Source organism: Chryseobacterium sp. II3a (assembly GCF_057815135.1).
In genome coordinates this window covers 606018-620224 of record NZ_JBYPZJ010000003.1, presented here as the reverse complement: position 1 = coordinate 620224, position 14207 = coordinate 606018, and the positions used below count along the sequence as shown (strand labels likewise).

Genomic DNA, 14207 nt, shown 5'->3' with positions numbered 1-14207 from the left:
ATAATATTTATATTTTTTTGTAAATTTGTTTTTTAAGTCGGCCTAGAGCTAGACTCTGTAGCGTGCTATACTATCTCAGTTTTCACGCTATTTTTTGATTTATATTTACCGTCATAAACGGTTTCATTTTTAAAAAGAATATAGATCAATTCTAATATTTTTCTTTGGATTGCTACTAAAGCCTTCATTTTTATTCCATGTTTTGAAGTGAGTCTTATATAAACTTCTTTGAAGTTATCATCCCACTTCACAATTGTTAAAGCCGGCAAAAACAAACATTTCCTTAACATTCTATTTCCTTTTTTTGATATCCGTGATTTACCTTTTACCGACGTTCCAGATTGTTTTTCTCTAACATCTAACCCTGCATAACTTGATAATTGAGACTTGTTTCTAATCAGTTCAAAGCCATTGGTCTCTCCCAAAACAGTAACCGCAGTTAAAACACCAACTCCCGGTATTGTTGTAAGTCGTTCTATCAATTGTTTTATCACAGGATTAGTATTGATAATACTATCGATATCTTTCTTTATTGCTTTTTCTTGAGCATTGAGCAAATTCATACGAGCTTGCATTCTTTCTATACTTTTTAAATGAGGAGAAGCTTGAATAGTTTCTGCATGAAGCTGATTTTTTATCACATTCCGCTCCTGAACAATTTGATCACGCTCTCTGGTAAGCTGTTGCAGCTCATTATAAGTCTGATCAGGTTTTTTCCAGTGATTTAATTTTCTTTCAAGACCGAACTGAGTAATAGCCTGAGAACAACTTTTATCAGTTATCGTTTTTATATCAAGAGTTCTTAGGTAGCTACTTATTTTATTGGGCAAAACGATATAGACCTTTTTATTATTCTCAGCAAGATAATAAGCGAACTTCTGATGATAAACCCCTGTGGCTTCCATAACATAGTGAATTTCCTGATCTTCAACACTTTGTTTTTCAATCCAATTAATCAATAATGGGATTCCAACATCTGTGTTTTTAAATACCTTATAAGCTAGAAATTTTATAGTTTGATCTTCATATAGACAACCTAAAGTAACTACTAATTCTTTTTGAGACACATCTATACCGGCTACTTGTTTTAATACTTTCATCTTTTATTGCTTTTTAAGTGAGATATCTTCCTTCGTCTTTTCTCCTGATTGGATATTCTGGATATTAAATGGGGTTTTTAATTCCTTACATTCTGCTCTGACTCTAAAAGATAAAAAAAGAATGAGGTCGTTTCTTGCGCCGAATATGTTTCTTTGAACTATTGGATTTTTATTCAACTCTCATTCTTATTCACTTTATGGCTAAGATAATATTTGAGATAAAGCAAATTATAACTTATACAAACATAGGAGGTTTTATACATTGTATATATTTTTAAGGCGCAAGAAAATCAAAGATTTTCAGCAAGCGGAGTGTTTTATTTATGGGTATTCAATTTTATCGTAGATAAAACCTTTGCGCCTTAAAGCCCAGTGATGGGAAATAATTTTGAGTCTTTGCGTTTATCCAACAAAAAAATTAAACCTTATTCTGTTTCAAAAGCATCAGTAAGATCACAGGAATTCCAAATACGGAACTTATCACATTCAGCGGGATCTGAGTTTTTTCCGCAATCACAGAGAAAAATAACATCACGAGCATTCCCAGGAACATATTTAAGATCCACTGCTGCCATAATTTGGAAGGATTGTAGATTAGTCGGCAAAAATGCGGAACAATAATTCCAATAAACAGAATTGGTCCTAAAAATGCAGTAATAGAGGCAGAAAGCAGGGAAGATGCTACTATTATTAAAAGTTTTAAATGCTTCAGATTAACTCCTAAACTCTGGGCATACGAAGTGCCTAATGAATTTCCGATTAATGGTTTTATAGATTTAAAGCAGAAAAATAATCCTATCAATACTAAGATGGATAACACATAGATCTGATTTCTGGTTACCATATTATTAGCCCCGAAAGACCATAAAATATAGTTTTTAAGACTTTGATTCTCCGCGTAAAACTGTAATAATGAAACGATAGCTCCGGCAAAGGCAGATACCAGAAATCCGAAAATAATTAGATAAGATTTATCCTGAAATTTATTAGACATGGATAAAAGGATCAGCATCAGTAATAAGCTTCCCCCAATAGCTGATAAGCTGAGAAAACTGTTCTGCAGAAATTCTGGGATCAGAATATTATGAGAGAAGAAAATATAGAAGGCTACTGATAAACTGGCCACAGAAGTTATCCCCAGAATATCAGGCCCTGCTAACGGATTTTGGAAGTATTCCTGCATCAAAAACCCTGATGTTGGAATTGAAATTCCAGCTAATAGCATAACCAGAACTCTGTTAATACGGATTTCTGCAATTTGGCTCTGTGCAGAATTCTGGAAGAAATCCTGAAGGTTTAAACTCAAAAATCCTGTGTTCAGGTTAACAATGGCGCCTCCAATGATGGCAATGGTCAACAATAAACACAGGATTTTAAATCTTTTTGACATGATTCAGAAAGATGTATATTTTATTTTAGAAATGCATCGATTTTAGAGTTTAATGCTTCCTCAGTCATCATTCCTAAAAATTCATCTGTTTTATCTCCTTTTCTCATGAACGTAAAGGGAATGGAACCGCCATCCCATTGTTTAAAGTTTTTGGAAAAGAAACCTGGATCCAACTTTTGTCCATCCAATAAAATAACATTGTTCCCAAGATTGTGTTCTGCCACAAAATCTTTCACTGCAGTATCCCAATCTGCCCTGTCATCAAGGTTTACAAAGGTGAACTTTACAGGTTTATCTTTCAGTTCCTGCATTTTATTCTTAAAACTTGGAATTTCTCTGATGCATGGGCCACACCACGTTGCAAAAAAGTTCGTAACGTATAACGTATCATTATTTTTAGCCAAATGTTGACCTACATTTTCAGGAGATAGTTCTTTGGGGATATATGTAGCTGTCTGAGCAGGTGTGTTTTGAGTTGTAGCTGCTGAATCTGTAGCAACGGTGCCTTCTTCAGTTTTTGTAGCTTCTTTTTTACAGCTGTAAAGTGCAGTCAGGACCAACGTGGATAAAATTATCTTCTTCATAAATTATTTTTTATCTATTTTTGAATTGAAGTATGGAACAACAAATCTATAAAGGGAAACTAATACAGTTTCATCCGTTAAAAATAGCGAAAAAGGTAGAGCTGACCAAAAATACTTTTTCTCTGGAGTTTGATATTCCGGAGAATTTGAAAGAAAATTTTAAGTTTGATGCGGGGCAGTTCGTCAGTGTAAAATTTCAATCACATGGAGCAGAAGTTATTAATGATTATTCAATGACTTCTGCTCCTTATGAGGGGAAAATATGTTTGGGAATAAAAGTTAATTCTCCAGGTGGAGCTACTTCTCAGCTTTTTCAGAATTATAGTGAAGGAAATGAGTTAATGGTAAGTGAACCTGCCGGAAGATTTACAATAGTATCGAAACCAAGCGAGTTCAGAACAATTGTTGCTTTTGCTGCTGGGATTGGAATTACACCTATTTTAAGTCATTTTAAAAATATCCTCCATAATGAACCAAGAACAAGATTGTTTCTGTTCTTTGGAAATAAAAGTTCAGAAGACCTAATCTACAGAGATCAATTAGACAACCTTGCCAGAACATGTGGAGACAGACTTCAAATCTTTTACTTCTTTTCACAAGAAAAAACGGCAGACCAGTTTTTCTATGGCCGATTAGATGAAAAGAAATTAAACTTAATTATCAATCAGATCCTTCATTTGGATAATACTGACGAAGAATCTACGATTTGGGATGCTGTGGATGAAGTATTGATCTGTGGAAAAGGAGAGATGATTAAAACACTGGCAAATGCTTGTTATCATCACGGAATTCCCAAAAGAAATATTCATTTTGAACTTTTTGAAGAATATAATGATGATATTTATCCTGTAGAAAAAGAATTCCCACTTATTGAGAATATAGAGGTTGAATTTACCATGCTTGGAAAAAAATATACTACTCAACTTCCTGATAATAAGGACAGAATATTACAGCAGCTTTTGATTCAAAAATTTCCGGTTCCTTATTCATGTAAGTCAGGAATCTGCGGAAGCTGCGAATGCTCTTTGGAAGAAGGAGAAGTGGAATTGCTGGAAAATGAATATCTTACCGAAAAAGAGGAAGGGCAGGGGCATATATTAGCTTGCATGTCCATAGTGAAAAGTAAAAAAATAAAGCTTAACTTTGATCTTAGTTGAGAATTATTAAGAACATATTTAACCTGGGATTGGTATCATTAGAATTAGGAATTTTAATGATATGTTTCTGTAATGTTTGGGTTTTCGGACTTACTAACGGCCGTACCTATACCAAAATTTCAAAAATTCCGCCACGGGAAGTTGCTTTAGTGCTTGGAACTTCTCCAAAGATGAGATCTGGTGTGTCTAATCCTTATTTTACCAAAAGAATGGATGCTGCAGCTCTTCTTTATCATCATGGAAAAATCAAAAAAATTATTGTAAGCGGGGAGAAAAGTAAAGGGTACAATGAACCCGCTGCAATGAAAAACTATCTGACCTATCAGGAAGGTGTTCCTGAAGATATCATTGTTGAAGATCCGAAAGGGTTCAACACTTACAAAAGTATTCTACGTTGTAAAGATGTTTATAAGAAGAAAAACGTCATTATCGTTTCCCAGGGGTATCATAATCTTCGTGCTTTATTTTTTGCGAGAAATAATGATATGAATGCGTTGGGATTTGATGCGCAGGATGTAACGAAGCCTGAAAGTTTTTACAGAAATCAGGCGAGGGAAATCCTCGCCCGTGTTATTGCTGTAGTCTATTTTATTTTGGGTGTGTCTCCGGATTAGAAAGGATATCCGAAAGCAAAGTTGATCGTAGGTTTGAAAGGCTGTAACGTTTTGAATCTCCAACGGTCACCTTCTGGCTTATTCGGATCAAAGATTTTATAAGCAAAATCTAATCTTAGGGTGATGTACGCTACGTTTATTCTTAAACCGAATCCACTACCAATACCCATTTGTCCTAAGAACTTGTTGAATCTGAATTCATCCTTGTGCGCATCATTATGATTACGAAGACTCCAGGTATTTCCTATATCTGTAAACAAGGCACCTTCATACATATTATTAAATGGGACTCTGTACTCAATATTGGTTGTTAGTTTTACATCATTAGTCATATAAGCACGTACTCTTTCATCTACCTGAGAATCCGCGGGACCTAGTCCTCCGAAAGCCACCCAAGCTCTGATATCATTAGATCCACCATTGAAATAAGATTTAATAATAGGCATGTCATCAGAATTTCCATAAGGAATACCAACTCCAATAAACTGGCGGAGAACCAAGGTCTGATTGCCATTGAATTTAAAGTATTTTCTGGTATCAATATCAAATTTTACGAATTGGGCATAAGGAATTCCAAAGATCGTTTTTTGGGGTGCTGAAACAACTCCTCCGTCATTACTTTTCTTATTGAATAGACTTAAAATATTACCTGCAAGCTCAACTTTTCCATTAAAATAGAAGGCATTTGGATAATCTTTCTTTCCAATTTCATTATAAACAAAGTTATAGATCATGGAAGATATAAAAACATCCTGTGTCTGTCTTTCTTTATTAATTAAACTTCCTTTGAATGTTGTAAAAAGATCTTGGCCTTGTTGATTAAGACCATTTTGATATTCGGTATTTTGAAGAATCATCTCTGTAAGCTGATCTCCTGTAAGCGTTCCTAATTTTAATCTTTTTAAAATCTCTTCTTTCGGATAGTGAGCATCATAGTCAATAAAAATTTCATCTCTTACAACCTTATCATTGACAAAATAATCATAATAAGCATTTTTATTTTTTGTCAAACTGATTTGTGTATTAAATAAAGTCAGTTTATGATATACCAAATCATTAACTGTTGCCTGATAATTTAATCCCGTATTAAAGTTAACCCTTCCAAGCCCGATATTGTTCTGTATAGATGCTCCCAACAAAATTGATGAAGTAGGTGTGTATCTTTTAGGAATGAATTTATAATAATTAAACGGCAATAGTAATCTTGGAAAGTTCAGAGATGCTTGAGCAGATATTTCATATGCCAATACTCTTTTATCTGTATTTTCTGTACTCGCAATAGACCCAAATGTTCCAGAAAGGCTGGTGGAAAGGTTTTCTGCCCCTCTGAAAAGATTTCGGGTAGTAAGATCCACAGAAGGAGAGACTCCAAGATTCAGAATCTGGGAATAATTAAGATCAGTCCCTACTTTAAGTTCATACTTAGGAAGCGGTTTCAATACGTATAAAACATCTACAATGCTGTCATTAGGGGAAGTAAATCCTCCATGTCTTAGAGAGTCTCTGGCTTTTACGATACTGAAGTTGTTCATCGTGAGAAGATTCCTCTTGGTAACATCCAGTTTCTGCTGATCATAGGTCTGTTTACTGTCTACAATGATGGTTCTCCACAATGATGATGTTTTATATTTGTCATTCATTTTATGGAATCTTATCCTTCTTAAACTGTCTTTAACCGTGTTTTTAGGATAGTCGCTGGCTTCGTCTACAATGGCTACATCAATATTTCCAAAAGTAGCCTTTTTATAAGGTCGATCCAGAGAATCCTTGTGGATCTCCAGAGTTAATGGAACTTGTTTTTTGCTTTTTAAAGAGTCAGCAACAAAATAGACTTCGTCATTGGTGCTGTTGAATTTATAATAGCCATATTCTCTCATCAGGTCAGTAATCCTTGTTACTTCCTTTTCAAGAACGGTCTGGTCCAGTATTTTACCTGACCTTACCAATGTTTTGTTTAGATAGGCATTATAAACCTGTTTTATTCCCTGGTCCGGAATATTAAAAAAGTAATCTTTAATATAGGTAGGGTCATTATGCTTGATAAAGTAGTTTACCGTCGCTTTCTTAGACGCAGAGTCTAAATTATGTTTGTATTTCACCTCTGCATCCCAATAACCTCTATAGGTAAGTCTTTTTTTGATAGATTCTGAACTCTTTTCACTTCTGGTCTGATCCAGAATAACAGGAGGAGAACCCCATGTGTGCAATAGACGGTCAAAGAAAAGATTTTTTCCGACACTGTTTTTCATATTATACTTAATAAATAATGAATCCCTCAGTTTCTGATCTCTCATTTCGCGAGGGTAGGTCATATATTCATTAAGGATTGTATCATATTTTGGATTGGCCATATTGTAAAACATAAGGCCTAAAGGCATAAAAAGAACTTGCTTCTTATTAGGCTTCTGCTGAACATAATCTTTCAGCTCTTCATCAAAAAATTCTTTCTTATCTTCGAATTCAAAATTGTTCTTAGTAAGCAGATAATCACCATCTGGAACTTTTTTTGTGGTACTACACGCATAAAGGAGGCCAACAAATGTTGCAAATGAGATAATTTTATAATATTTTTGAGGAGAATTCTTATAATGCTTACAGCTCATACAATAAAAGTTTTACAATCTTTAGATAAAAAGAAGTTCAGACAAAAATACAATTTGTTTTTGGTTGAAGGTAATAAAATCATTTGTGAACTTTTCAATTCTAACTTTAAAGTTAAAGAAATATTATCAACCGATCCGCAAAAATTGGACCGTACTGATATCCCTATCACTCATATCACTGAAAATGAGTTAAAAAAAATCAGTTTTCTAAAGACTCCCAAAGATTCTGTTGCGGTGTGTTATCTGGCAGAAGAAGAGACATGGGAAGATAAGAAGATACAGCTTGTTTTGGATGGTATCCAGGATCCGGGGAATTTAGGAACCATTATTCGATTGGCAGACTGGTTCGGGATAGAACAGATTATTTGTAGTGAAGATACTGTAGATGTTTATAATCCTAAGGTAATTCAGGCCACAATGGGGTCTTTTACAAGGGTAAATGTCGTATATACAGATCTTGTGGAATATCTTTCTAAAACTGAAAATGTAAATATCGGAACAGATATGGATGGAGAAAACATCTATACTTTTGAGAAACCTGAAAAAATCAATTTGATTCTTGGAAATGAAGGGAACGGAATGAGACCGGAAACAGAAAAACTATTGCAAAAATGTATCAGCATTCCAAGGTTTGGAAAATCCCAGTCTACGGAAAGCCTGAATGTATCCATGGCTGCCGGAATCATTTTAGGCCAGTTATTTTCTAAATAGATTGTAGGCTTCAGATATCAGATTTCAGACATTATTCGCGTGGGAAAATTGATTGCCCAACTGATAGATCTGAAATCTGATATCTAATACCTATAAACTTTCTATATCAATTGTTCCATGCTGGAAACACTTTTGTTTTTCTGGTATACTTCCAGTTTTTTTCTGACATATTTCAGCGCAATAGGAGCGAGGTAAATCAATGCAGCACCTACCAGTTTATTTTTCCAATTAGAACTTTTCATATTCTTTTTGGCGTAATTGCCAACGATAGCGGTAACACCCAGCTTGATAATACTGTCTGCAATATTTCCTTTAAAAGCTGTGTTGGCAAGTCCTACAGCCGTATTTTTACTGATCAGAAGGTCTTTAACTTCTGAAGTAAGCTGCCTGGCAATGACATCCTTTCGCAGGACCACTTTTTCATCACCATCTTCATCTACTTTTTCCTGAAGATACTGATCGCTCAAACCATTGGTAAATGCACTTAGGCTTTCTTTGGTATTCTTAAATGTAAGAAGGTTTTCCAGATCACTAATTTCACCTTTAAGCAGTTTTTTCTTTCTTCTTAATTCTTCTATGCTTTCATATTTTCTACTCATGGCTTGAATGATTTAAAAATTTAATAACCTGATCTGCAACAGTGTTCACGATCTTATTTTTGAATGAAATGACAAAAGCCATTACTAAAGCATAAAATGCTGCTACAATTAAGAAACCATAGGAATAATTATCCAGCGCTTTGCCAATAAGAAAAGCGATTCCAAAATTGAAAAGGATAATAAAAAAAGCAAAAGCAACAAGCAGTACTACAAAGTAGGTAATGAGCCCGGCAGAAAGAGATGACTTTTCTGTAGCTTCTATTTTCAGAAGATCGATTCTCTTTGAGGCGTATTCTTTAATAGTTTCTATCATTGTTTTTTTTTAAAGTTACAAAAAAAGGAACTTTCGCACAAAAGTTCCTTTCTGTAATTTACTTAAAAAAGATAAATTACTTATGATTTAAGATCGTTCAATTCAGCTTCTACATCTTTTACTACATCTGCAGTTTTAGAAACAATTTGATCTTTGTATTTATCATATCCGTCTTTCACAGTATGTGCTACGTTGTTCGCTGTTTCTTTAAAAGTAGAAGAAATATTGCCATATTGGTCTTTCACTTTTTCAGAAACCTCTCCGTATTTGTCTTTTGCCTGATCTTTTAGATCATTTGCTTTATTTCTGATTTTTTTTCTGGTTTCTTTACCTTCTTCAGGTGCATATAACATTCCTAAGATTACACCTGCTGCAGCTCCTGCAAGAAGTCCTGCCAATATACCTGCTGTATTTTTTCCGTTTTTAGACATTTTAAGTTTTTTAATAGTTAATAATAGATTAGTTTTTACACTAATAAAACTTACAATTTGTATACCAAAGGAGGCTGTATGCCTATTAAAAATTGTTAAATCTTTTCGATGTAAGAAAGAATCAGTTCTATGGTTTCTTCTTTAGTAAGCTCAGAATTGTCGATTACTGTAGCGTCGTCAGCCTGCTTTAATGGGGCAATTTCACGCTCACTGTCAATTTTATCTCTCTCAATAAGGTTTTGCTTTACTTGTTCTTTATCGGCTTCAATTCCCAGGTTTTTTAATTCGAGAAATCTTCTGTTGGTTCTTTCATCAATACTGGCAGTGAGGAAGAACTTATAGTCTGCATTGGGCAGAACTACTGTCCCAATGTCTCGTCCATCCATAATAACTCCTCCTTTTTCTGCTATAGAACGCTGAGATTGCAATAAATAATCTCTTACTTCTTTTTGTTTGGCTACCAGGCTTACATTATCAGAAACCTCATTGGAACGAATTTCCTTAGAAATATCAACATTGTTAAGATAAAGAACTAAGGTTCCTTCATTATTTTTAAATTCAAGATGAATCTGATCTAAAGATGAAAATAAAGCCTTCAGATCAATCCTGCCTTCTTCATTCAAACAATACTGCAGGGCAAACCAGGTAACTCCTCTGTAAAGCGCTCCTGTATCCATATGAATAAGTCCTAGCTTATCAGCAATGATTTTGGAGATAGAACTTTTTCCGGTAGACGAGTACCCATCGATAGCTATTACAGGTTTTTTCATACTGCAAATTTCAAGATTTTTTTTAGAAAATCAAGAACTAATGAGAAATTTTAAGAGGTATTTAATACTTTTTTTATTCTCCTCTGTGGCTGGAAATATCCATAGAAACTCCTATCTGATTGACGTTCGAAGCGTTATGGTATCTGATGTGGGCATAATCTATACGGAATCTTGAAACTTTAATTCCAAATCCGCCGGAAAGTCCTGAAAAATTTCTTTGATCTGCTACAGCAAGCTCATTTCCTCTTTTTACATTGTATCCCAATCTTATATTAAAGTTTTTTTCAGGGAATAGTTCTGCTCCTAAAGAGAAGTGGTCTGCAATTTTTCTTCCGGCATTGACTTCCTGGCCATCCTTATTATATTCAGATGAAATATTAAACTGCTGAAGATCGTGTGCTGTAATGGTAATCGCAAGAGGAAAGTTCTTTAATATTCTCGTATATCCCACGTCCACTCTGAATGGAAGGTTTTCACGGGTTCCATTGAATGATTTCAGCTGAAAACCGAAGTTTCTCAATACAAGGGAAAGAACTTCTTTGTTTTTTTTATTATGATACGTAATTCCGGCAGTTCCTGAGATCGCGGAAGAAGTATAATTGTCAATTTTTGAGGTAACGAAATTTAATCCTCCACCAATGGTCCAGTCTTCTTCAAACTGGTAGGCATATCCGGCGCCGATAGCTACATCAGAAGCCTTATATTCACCATCCTGAAATCCGCTTTCATCAGTTCTCGGAATACTTCCATAGCTCATGTACCTTGCATTGATAGTAGCCATGTGGCCATTTTCAAAGTCTTTGGCATACGCAATGGTTCCGTATTTGGAATCGGCAAGATAAGCGGTAGCATTTACTGAAAGCTGCTTGTCTGAATCTTTATTTAACAGGGCCGGGTTTGCAATAGCAAAGGAAACATCATAATCTCTTATCGAAATTGCATCTCCACCCAAGGCTGCCTGTCTTGCAGATACAGGTACATTTAAGAACGGATACACATTTGTTCCTGTTTGCGCATAAGAAACAATTCCTGATAGAAATAATGAAAAAATGATAATTTTCTTCAACTCAATTTATAATTAATGCAAAAATAATCCTTTTTCGTACTTTTCAAAATATTTCTTACATTATTTCTAATTAAATATTTTTCTTTTACCAATATTTTTAATGATTATATTTGCAAAATCAAATTTTGGGGAAACCCACACTAGTAAAAAGTTTATTAAAAATAAAAGATGAAATATAAAAGAATCCTTCTAAAACTTAGCGGTGAGGCCTTAATGGGGAACAGACAATACGGTATTGACAACGAAAGACTGCAGGAATATGCCGCAGAGATCAAAAAAGTAGTTGAAAAAGGCTGTGAAGTGGCGATCGTCATTGGAGGAGGAAACATTTTCCGTGGTGTAGCAGGAGCTGCAAAAGGCATGGATAGAGTGCAGGGAGACTACATGGGAATGTTAGCGACTGTAATCAATGGTATGGCATTACAGGGAGCATTGGAGGATGCAGGGATTAAAACCAGACTTCAATCTGCTATTGAAATGGATAAGGTAGCGGAGCCTTTCATCAAGAGAAGAGCAGTAAGACACCTTGAAAAAGGAAGAGTAGTGATCTTCGGTGCAGGGACTGGAAACCCTTATTTTACAACAGATACAGCGGCAACATTGAGAGCGATTGAAATTGGAGCGGATGTTATTCTTAAAGGAACAAGAGTAGATGGGATCTATGACAGTGATCCTGAAAAGAATGCTGATGCAGTAAAATATAATTCACTATCTTTCGACGAAGTATTTGAGAAAAATCTTAAAGTAATGGACATGACTGCCTTTACTTTAAGCCACGAGAATAAATTACCTATCATTGTATTTGATATGAACAAAGATGGGAACTTAGTAAAAATCGTGGAAGGAGAAAATGTAGGTACTCTGGTTGATTTGTAATCAGGTGATAGGTAACAGATAGTAGCTGCGAGCAGTTTAAATTTACTCATTGCTTATTATTAATTACTTATCATTTATTGTTTATCAATCATCATTTATCACTAATGTGTAATTTATCAAACTATACTATAATAATGGAAGAATTAGATCTAATATTAGAATCTGTAAAACAGGACATGGACGCAGCGGTAAAACACCTTGACCATGCATTTCAAAGAATCAGAGCAGGACGTGCTTCTACATCAATGGTTCAGGATGTAATGGTTGAATATTATGGAGCAATGACTCCCATCAACCAGGTTGCCAATGTTTCTATTCCAGATGCAATGACTATCTCTATTCAACCTTGGGACAGAACAGCAATCAATGCTATTGAAAAAGCAATTATCAATTCTAATTTAGGTTTTGCACCTTCTAACAATGGGGAGAATATTATCCTTAATGTACCACCTTTAACGGAGGAAAGAAGAAGAGAGTTGGCAAAACAAGCTAAAAGCGAAACTGAGCAGACAAAAATCGTTGTAAGAAACGCAAGACAAGATGGTTTGAAAGAGCTTAAAAGACTTGAGGGAGTTTCTGAAGACGTTGTAAAAGGGGTGGAAGAAGAAATTCAGACTTACACAGATAAGTACACCAAGCTTTGCGATGAGCATCTTAAGACTAAAGAAGCTGAAATTATGAAAGTATAATTTTCAGTTTTTGAAAATACAAAAAGAGGATTCCAGTGTTGGAGTCCTCTTTTTTGCATACTATTATTTATAAATTAATTATAATTATCTTTTTTGTTATAATATATTGATAAGGATTATCGTTATATTTATCGAATTATTCCTGAAAGTACTATAGAACAGGATAATGACATTAAGATGATGACTAGAATTATTGGCGTGGGAAATTATATCCCGTCAGAGACAATTACCAATTTATTTTTTGACAAGCATATCTTTCTTAATGAGGAAGGTGTTTTATTAAAAGACAATAATGCCTCTATCACAGAGAAACTTAAAAAAATTACCGGCATTGAAGAAAGAAGATATGCCAAAAGCACACAAGTTACTTCAGATTTGGGCCTTAAAGCGGCTCAGGCTGCCATAGAAAACGCCAGGATAGATCCTGAAACACTGGATTATATTATATTTGCCCACAATTTTGGAGATGTTCGGTTTGGTACCGTTCAGTCTGATATGGTTCCAAGTCTTGCAGCGAGGGTAAAGCATTTGCTGGGCATAAGAAATAATTTTTGTGTTGCTTATGATGTCTTATTTGGATGTCCAGGTTGGATTGAAGGAGTAATACAAGCGAATGCTTTTATCAAGGCGGGGATTGCCAAGCGTTGCCTGGTGATTGGAGCTGAAACCCTTTCCCGTGTGGTAGATATCCATGACAGAGACAGTATGATCTATGCAGACGGTGCTGGTGCTGCTGTTCTGGAAACGAATACAGAAGGTGAATCGGGAATTAAATCTCATTTATCTGCTTCTTATACTTTTACGGAAAAAGATTATTTGTACTTTGGAAAATCATATAACAATGAGCGATGCCCGGACACCAAATATATTAAAATGGATGGAAGGAAGATTTATGAATTTGCTCTTGTGCATGTTCCGGAAGCTATGAAAAAATGTTTGGATGATAGTGGGTATTCAATCCATGAACTCAATAAAATTATTATTCATCAGGCTAATGAAAAAATGGATGAAGCCATTGTCAACAGGTTTTATCAACTGTATAATAGTTCAACCCCGGAGCACATCATGCCTATGGTGATTCATAAATTGGGTAATAGCAGCGTAGCAACCATTCCTTCTTTGCTTGCCATGATTTTGAAAGGGGAACTGGAGCATCATGAGATCAAAAAGAATGACATTGTTTTGTTTGCTTCAGTAGGAGCCGGAATGAATATTAATGCTTTTGTTTATCAATTTTAGTCAATCATCAAACGGTATTTAAAAAAAAGAGACTCCGAATCTGGAGTCTCTTTATAATATTCAGT

General features: G+C 34.8%; 15 protein-coding genes. 6 read left to right on the top strand and 9 right to left on the bottom strand.

Features of this window, described 5'->3' with window-relative positions; genetic code table 11:
* Positions 1 to 65: 65 nt before the first annotated feature.
* The 3 genes from AC3HD6_RS11345 to AC3HD6_RS11335 all read right to left on the bottom strand — a co-directional run bounded on the left by AC3HD6_RS11345 (position 66) and on the right by AC3HD6_RS11335 (position 3074).
* Positions 66 to 1100, bottom strand: a complete 1035-nt coding sequence (locus AC3HD6_RS11345; protein ID WP_488896434.1) for an IS110 family RNA-guided transposase — start codon at positions 1098 to 1100, stop codon at positions 66 to 68.
* A gap of 418 nt (positions 1101 to 1518) precedes the next feature.
* Positions 1519 to 2490 (bottom strand): iron chelate uptake ABC transporter family permease subunit, encoded by a 972-nt coding sequence (locus AC3HD6_RS11340; RefSeq protein ID WP_488896433.1) that lies wholly within the window; start codon positions 2488 to 2490, stop codon positions 1519 to 1521.
* 20 nt (positions 2491 to 2510) lie between these two features.
* Entirely contained in the window at positions 2511 to 3074 is a 564-nt protein-coding gene (locus AC3HD6_RS11335; protein WP_488896432.1) for a TlpA family protein disulfide reductase, read from the bottom strand.
* Between the two features lie 32 nt (positions 3075 to 3106).
* On the opposite strand from AC3HD6_RS11335, the gene AC3HD6_RS11330 reads away from it, so the two are divergent.
* Complete coding sequence (locus tag AC3HD6_RS11330) at positions 3107 to 4231, top strand: ferredoxin--NADP reductase (RefSeq protein ID WP_488896431.1); 1125 nt, start codon at positions 3107 to 3109, stop codon at positions 4229 to 4231.
* On the top strand, positions 4228 to 4845 hold the full coding sequence (locus AC3HD6_RS11325) for a SanA/YdcF family protein (RefSeq protein WP_488896430.1): 618 nt from the start codon (positions 4228 to 4230) through the stop codon (positions 4843 to 4845). Before AC3HD6_RS11330 ends, AC3HD6_RS11325 begins: the two co-directional genes overlap by 4 nt.
* Here the strand turns inward: AC3HD6_RS11325 and tamL are convergent.
* The gene (gene tamL / locus AC3HD6_RS11320; RefSeq protein WP_488896429.1) at positions 4842 to 7448 is read right to left on the bottom strand and encodes a translocation and assembly module lipoprotein TamL; all 2607 of its coding nucleotides are present in this window, start codon (positions 7446 to 7448) and stop codon (positions 4842 to 4844) included. The two genes, AC3HD6_RS11325 and tamL, sit on opposite strands and share 4 nt — an antisense overlap.
* Here tamL and AC3HD6_RS11315 point away from each other — a divergent pair.
* A complete protein-coding gene (locus AC3HD6_RS11315; protein WP_488896428.1) occupies positions 7434 to 8159 on the top strand; it encodes a TrmH family RNA methyltransferase in 726 nt (241 codons plus the stop codon). The genes tamL and AC3HD6_RS11315 overlap by 15 nt on opposite strands.
* A 101-nt stretch (positions 8160 to 8260) precedes the next feature.
* Here the strand turns inward: AC3HD6_RS11315 and AC3HD6_RS11310 are convergent, their stop codons facing one another.
* From AC3HD6_RS11310 to porQ, 5 genes are all read right to left on the bottom strand, one after another.
* A complete protein-coding gene (locus tag AC3HD6_RS11310) occupies positions 8261 to 8758 on the bottom strand; it encodes a phosphoribosyl-ATP pyrophosphatase (protein ID WP_488896427.1) in 498 nt (165 codons plus the stop codon).
* On the bottom strand, positions 8751 to 9071 hold the full coding sequence (locus AC3HD6_RS11305; RefSeq protein WP_068943141.1) for a phage holin family protein: 321 nt from the start codon (positions 9069 to 9071) through the stop codon (positions 8751 to 8753). Before AC3HD6_RS11305 ends, AC3HD6_RS11310 begins: the two co-directional genes overlap by 8 nt.
* A gap of 80 nt (positions 9072 to 9151) precedes the next feature.
* Positions 9152 to 9502, bottom strand: coding sequence for a YtxH domain-containing protein (locus AC3HD6_RS11300; RefSeq protein WP_045496352.1), 351 nt, complete (start codon positions 9500 to 9502; stop codon positions 9152 to 9154).
* Between the two features lie 95 nt (positions 9503 to 9597).
* Positions 9598 to 10272: a (d)CMP kinase gene (gene cmk / locus AC3HD6_RS11295; RefSeq protein WP_488896426.1), complete on the bottom strand. Its 675-nt coding sequence runs from the start codon at positions 10270 to 10272 to the stop codon at positions 9598 to 9600.
* Positions 10273 to 10345: 73 nt separating this feature from the next.
* A complete protein-coding gene (porQ, locus tag AC3HD6_RS11290) occupies positions 10346 to 11338 on the bottom strand; it encodes a type IX secretion system protein PorQ (protein ID WP_488896425.1) in 993 nt (330 codons plus the stop codon).
* A gap of 168 nt (positions 11339 to 11506) precedes the next feature.
* Here porQ and pyrH point away from each other — a divergent pair, with 168 nt between their 5' ends.
* The 3 genes from pyrH to AC3HD6_RS11275 all read left to right on the top strand — a co-directional run bounded on the left by pyrH (position 11507) and on the right by AC3HD6_RS11275 (position 14142).
* Positions 11507 to 12214, top strand: coding sequence for a UMP kinase (gene pyrH / locus AC3HD6_RS11285; RefSeq protein WP_068943145.1), 708 nt, complete (start codon positions 11507 to 11509; stop codon positions 12212 to 12214).
* A gap of 134 nt (positions 12215 to 12348) precedes the next feature.
* The gene (gene frr, locus AC3HD6_RS11280) at positions 12349 to 12903 is read left to right on the top strand and encodes a ribosome recycling factor (RefSeq protein ID WP_068943146.1); all 555 of its coding nucleotides are present in this window, start codon (positions 12349 to 12351) and stop codon (positions 12901 to 12903) included.
* Between the two features lie 177 nt (positions 12904 to 13080).
* On the top strand, positions 13081 to 14142 hold the full coding sequence (locus tag AC3HD6_RS11275; protein WP_488896424.1) for a 3-oxoacyl-ACP synthase III family protein: 1062 nt from the start codon (positions 13081 to 13083) through the stop codon (positions 14140 to 14142).
* Positions 14143 to 14207: the final 65 nt, after the last annotated feature.

Bases quoted from the DNA above. Each gene is read 5' to 3' on its own strand.
- AC3HD6_RS11340 (WP_488896433.1), bottom strand. From the start codon at position 2,490: ATGTCAAAAAGATTTAAAATCCTGTGTTTATTGTTGACCATTGCCATC.
- cmk (WP_488896426.1), bottom strand. From the start codon at position 10,272: ATGAAAAAACCTGTAATAGCTATCGATGGGTACTCGTCTACCGGAAAA.
- AC3HD6_RS11335 (WP_488896432.1), bottom strand. From the start codon at position 3,074: ATGAAGAAGATAATTTTATCCACGTTGGTCCTGACTGCACTTTACAGC.
- AC3HD6_RS11310 (WP_488896427.1), bottom strand. From the start codon at position 8,758: ATGAGTAGAAAATATGAAAGCATAGAAGAATTAAGAAGAAAGAAAAAA.
- pyrH (WP_068943145.1), top strand. From the start codon at position 11,507: ATGAAATATAAAAGAATCCTTCTAAAACTTAGCGGTGAGGCCTTAATG.
- tamL (WP_488896429.1), bottom strand. From the start codon at position 7,448: ATGAGCTGTAAGCATTATAAGAATTCTCCTCAAAAATATTATAAAATT.
- AC3HD6_RS11330 (WP_488896431.1), top strand. From the start codon at position 3,107: ATGGAACAACAAATCTATAAAGGGAAACTAATACAGTTTCATCCGTTA.
- AC3HD6_RS11305 (WP_068943141.1), bottom strand. From the start codon at position 9,071: ATGATAGAAACTATTAAAGAATACGCCTCAAAGAGAATCGATCTTCTG.
- AC3HD6_RS11300 (WP_045496352.1), bottom strand. From the start codon at position 9,502: ATGTCTAAAAACGGAAAAAATACAGCAGGTATATTGGCAGGACTTCTT.
- frr (WP_068943146.1), top strand. From the start codon at position 12,349: ATGGAAGAATTAGATCTAATATTAGAATCTGTAAAACAGGACATGGAC.
- AC3HD6_RS11275 (WP_488896424.1), top strand. From the start codon at position 13,081: ATGATGACTAGAATTATTGGCGTGGGAAATTATATCCCGTCAGAGACA.
- AC3HD6_RS11315 (WP_488896428.1), top strand. From the start codon at position 7,434: ATGCTTACAGCTCATACAATAAAAGTTTTACAATCTTTAGATAAAAAG.
- AC3HD6_RS11345 (WP_488896434.1), bottom strand. From the start codon at position 1,100: ATGAAAGTATTAAAACAAGTAGCCGGTATAGATGTGTCTCAAAAAGAA.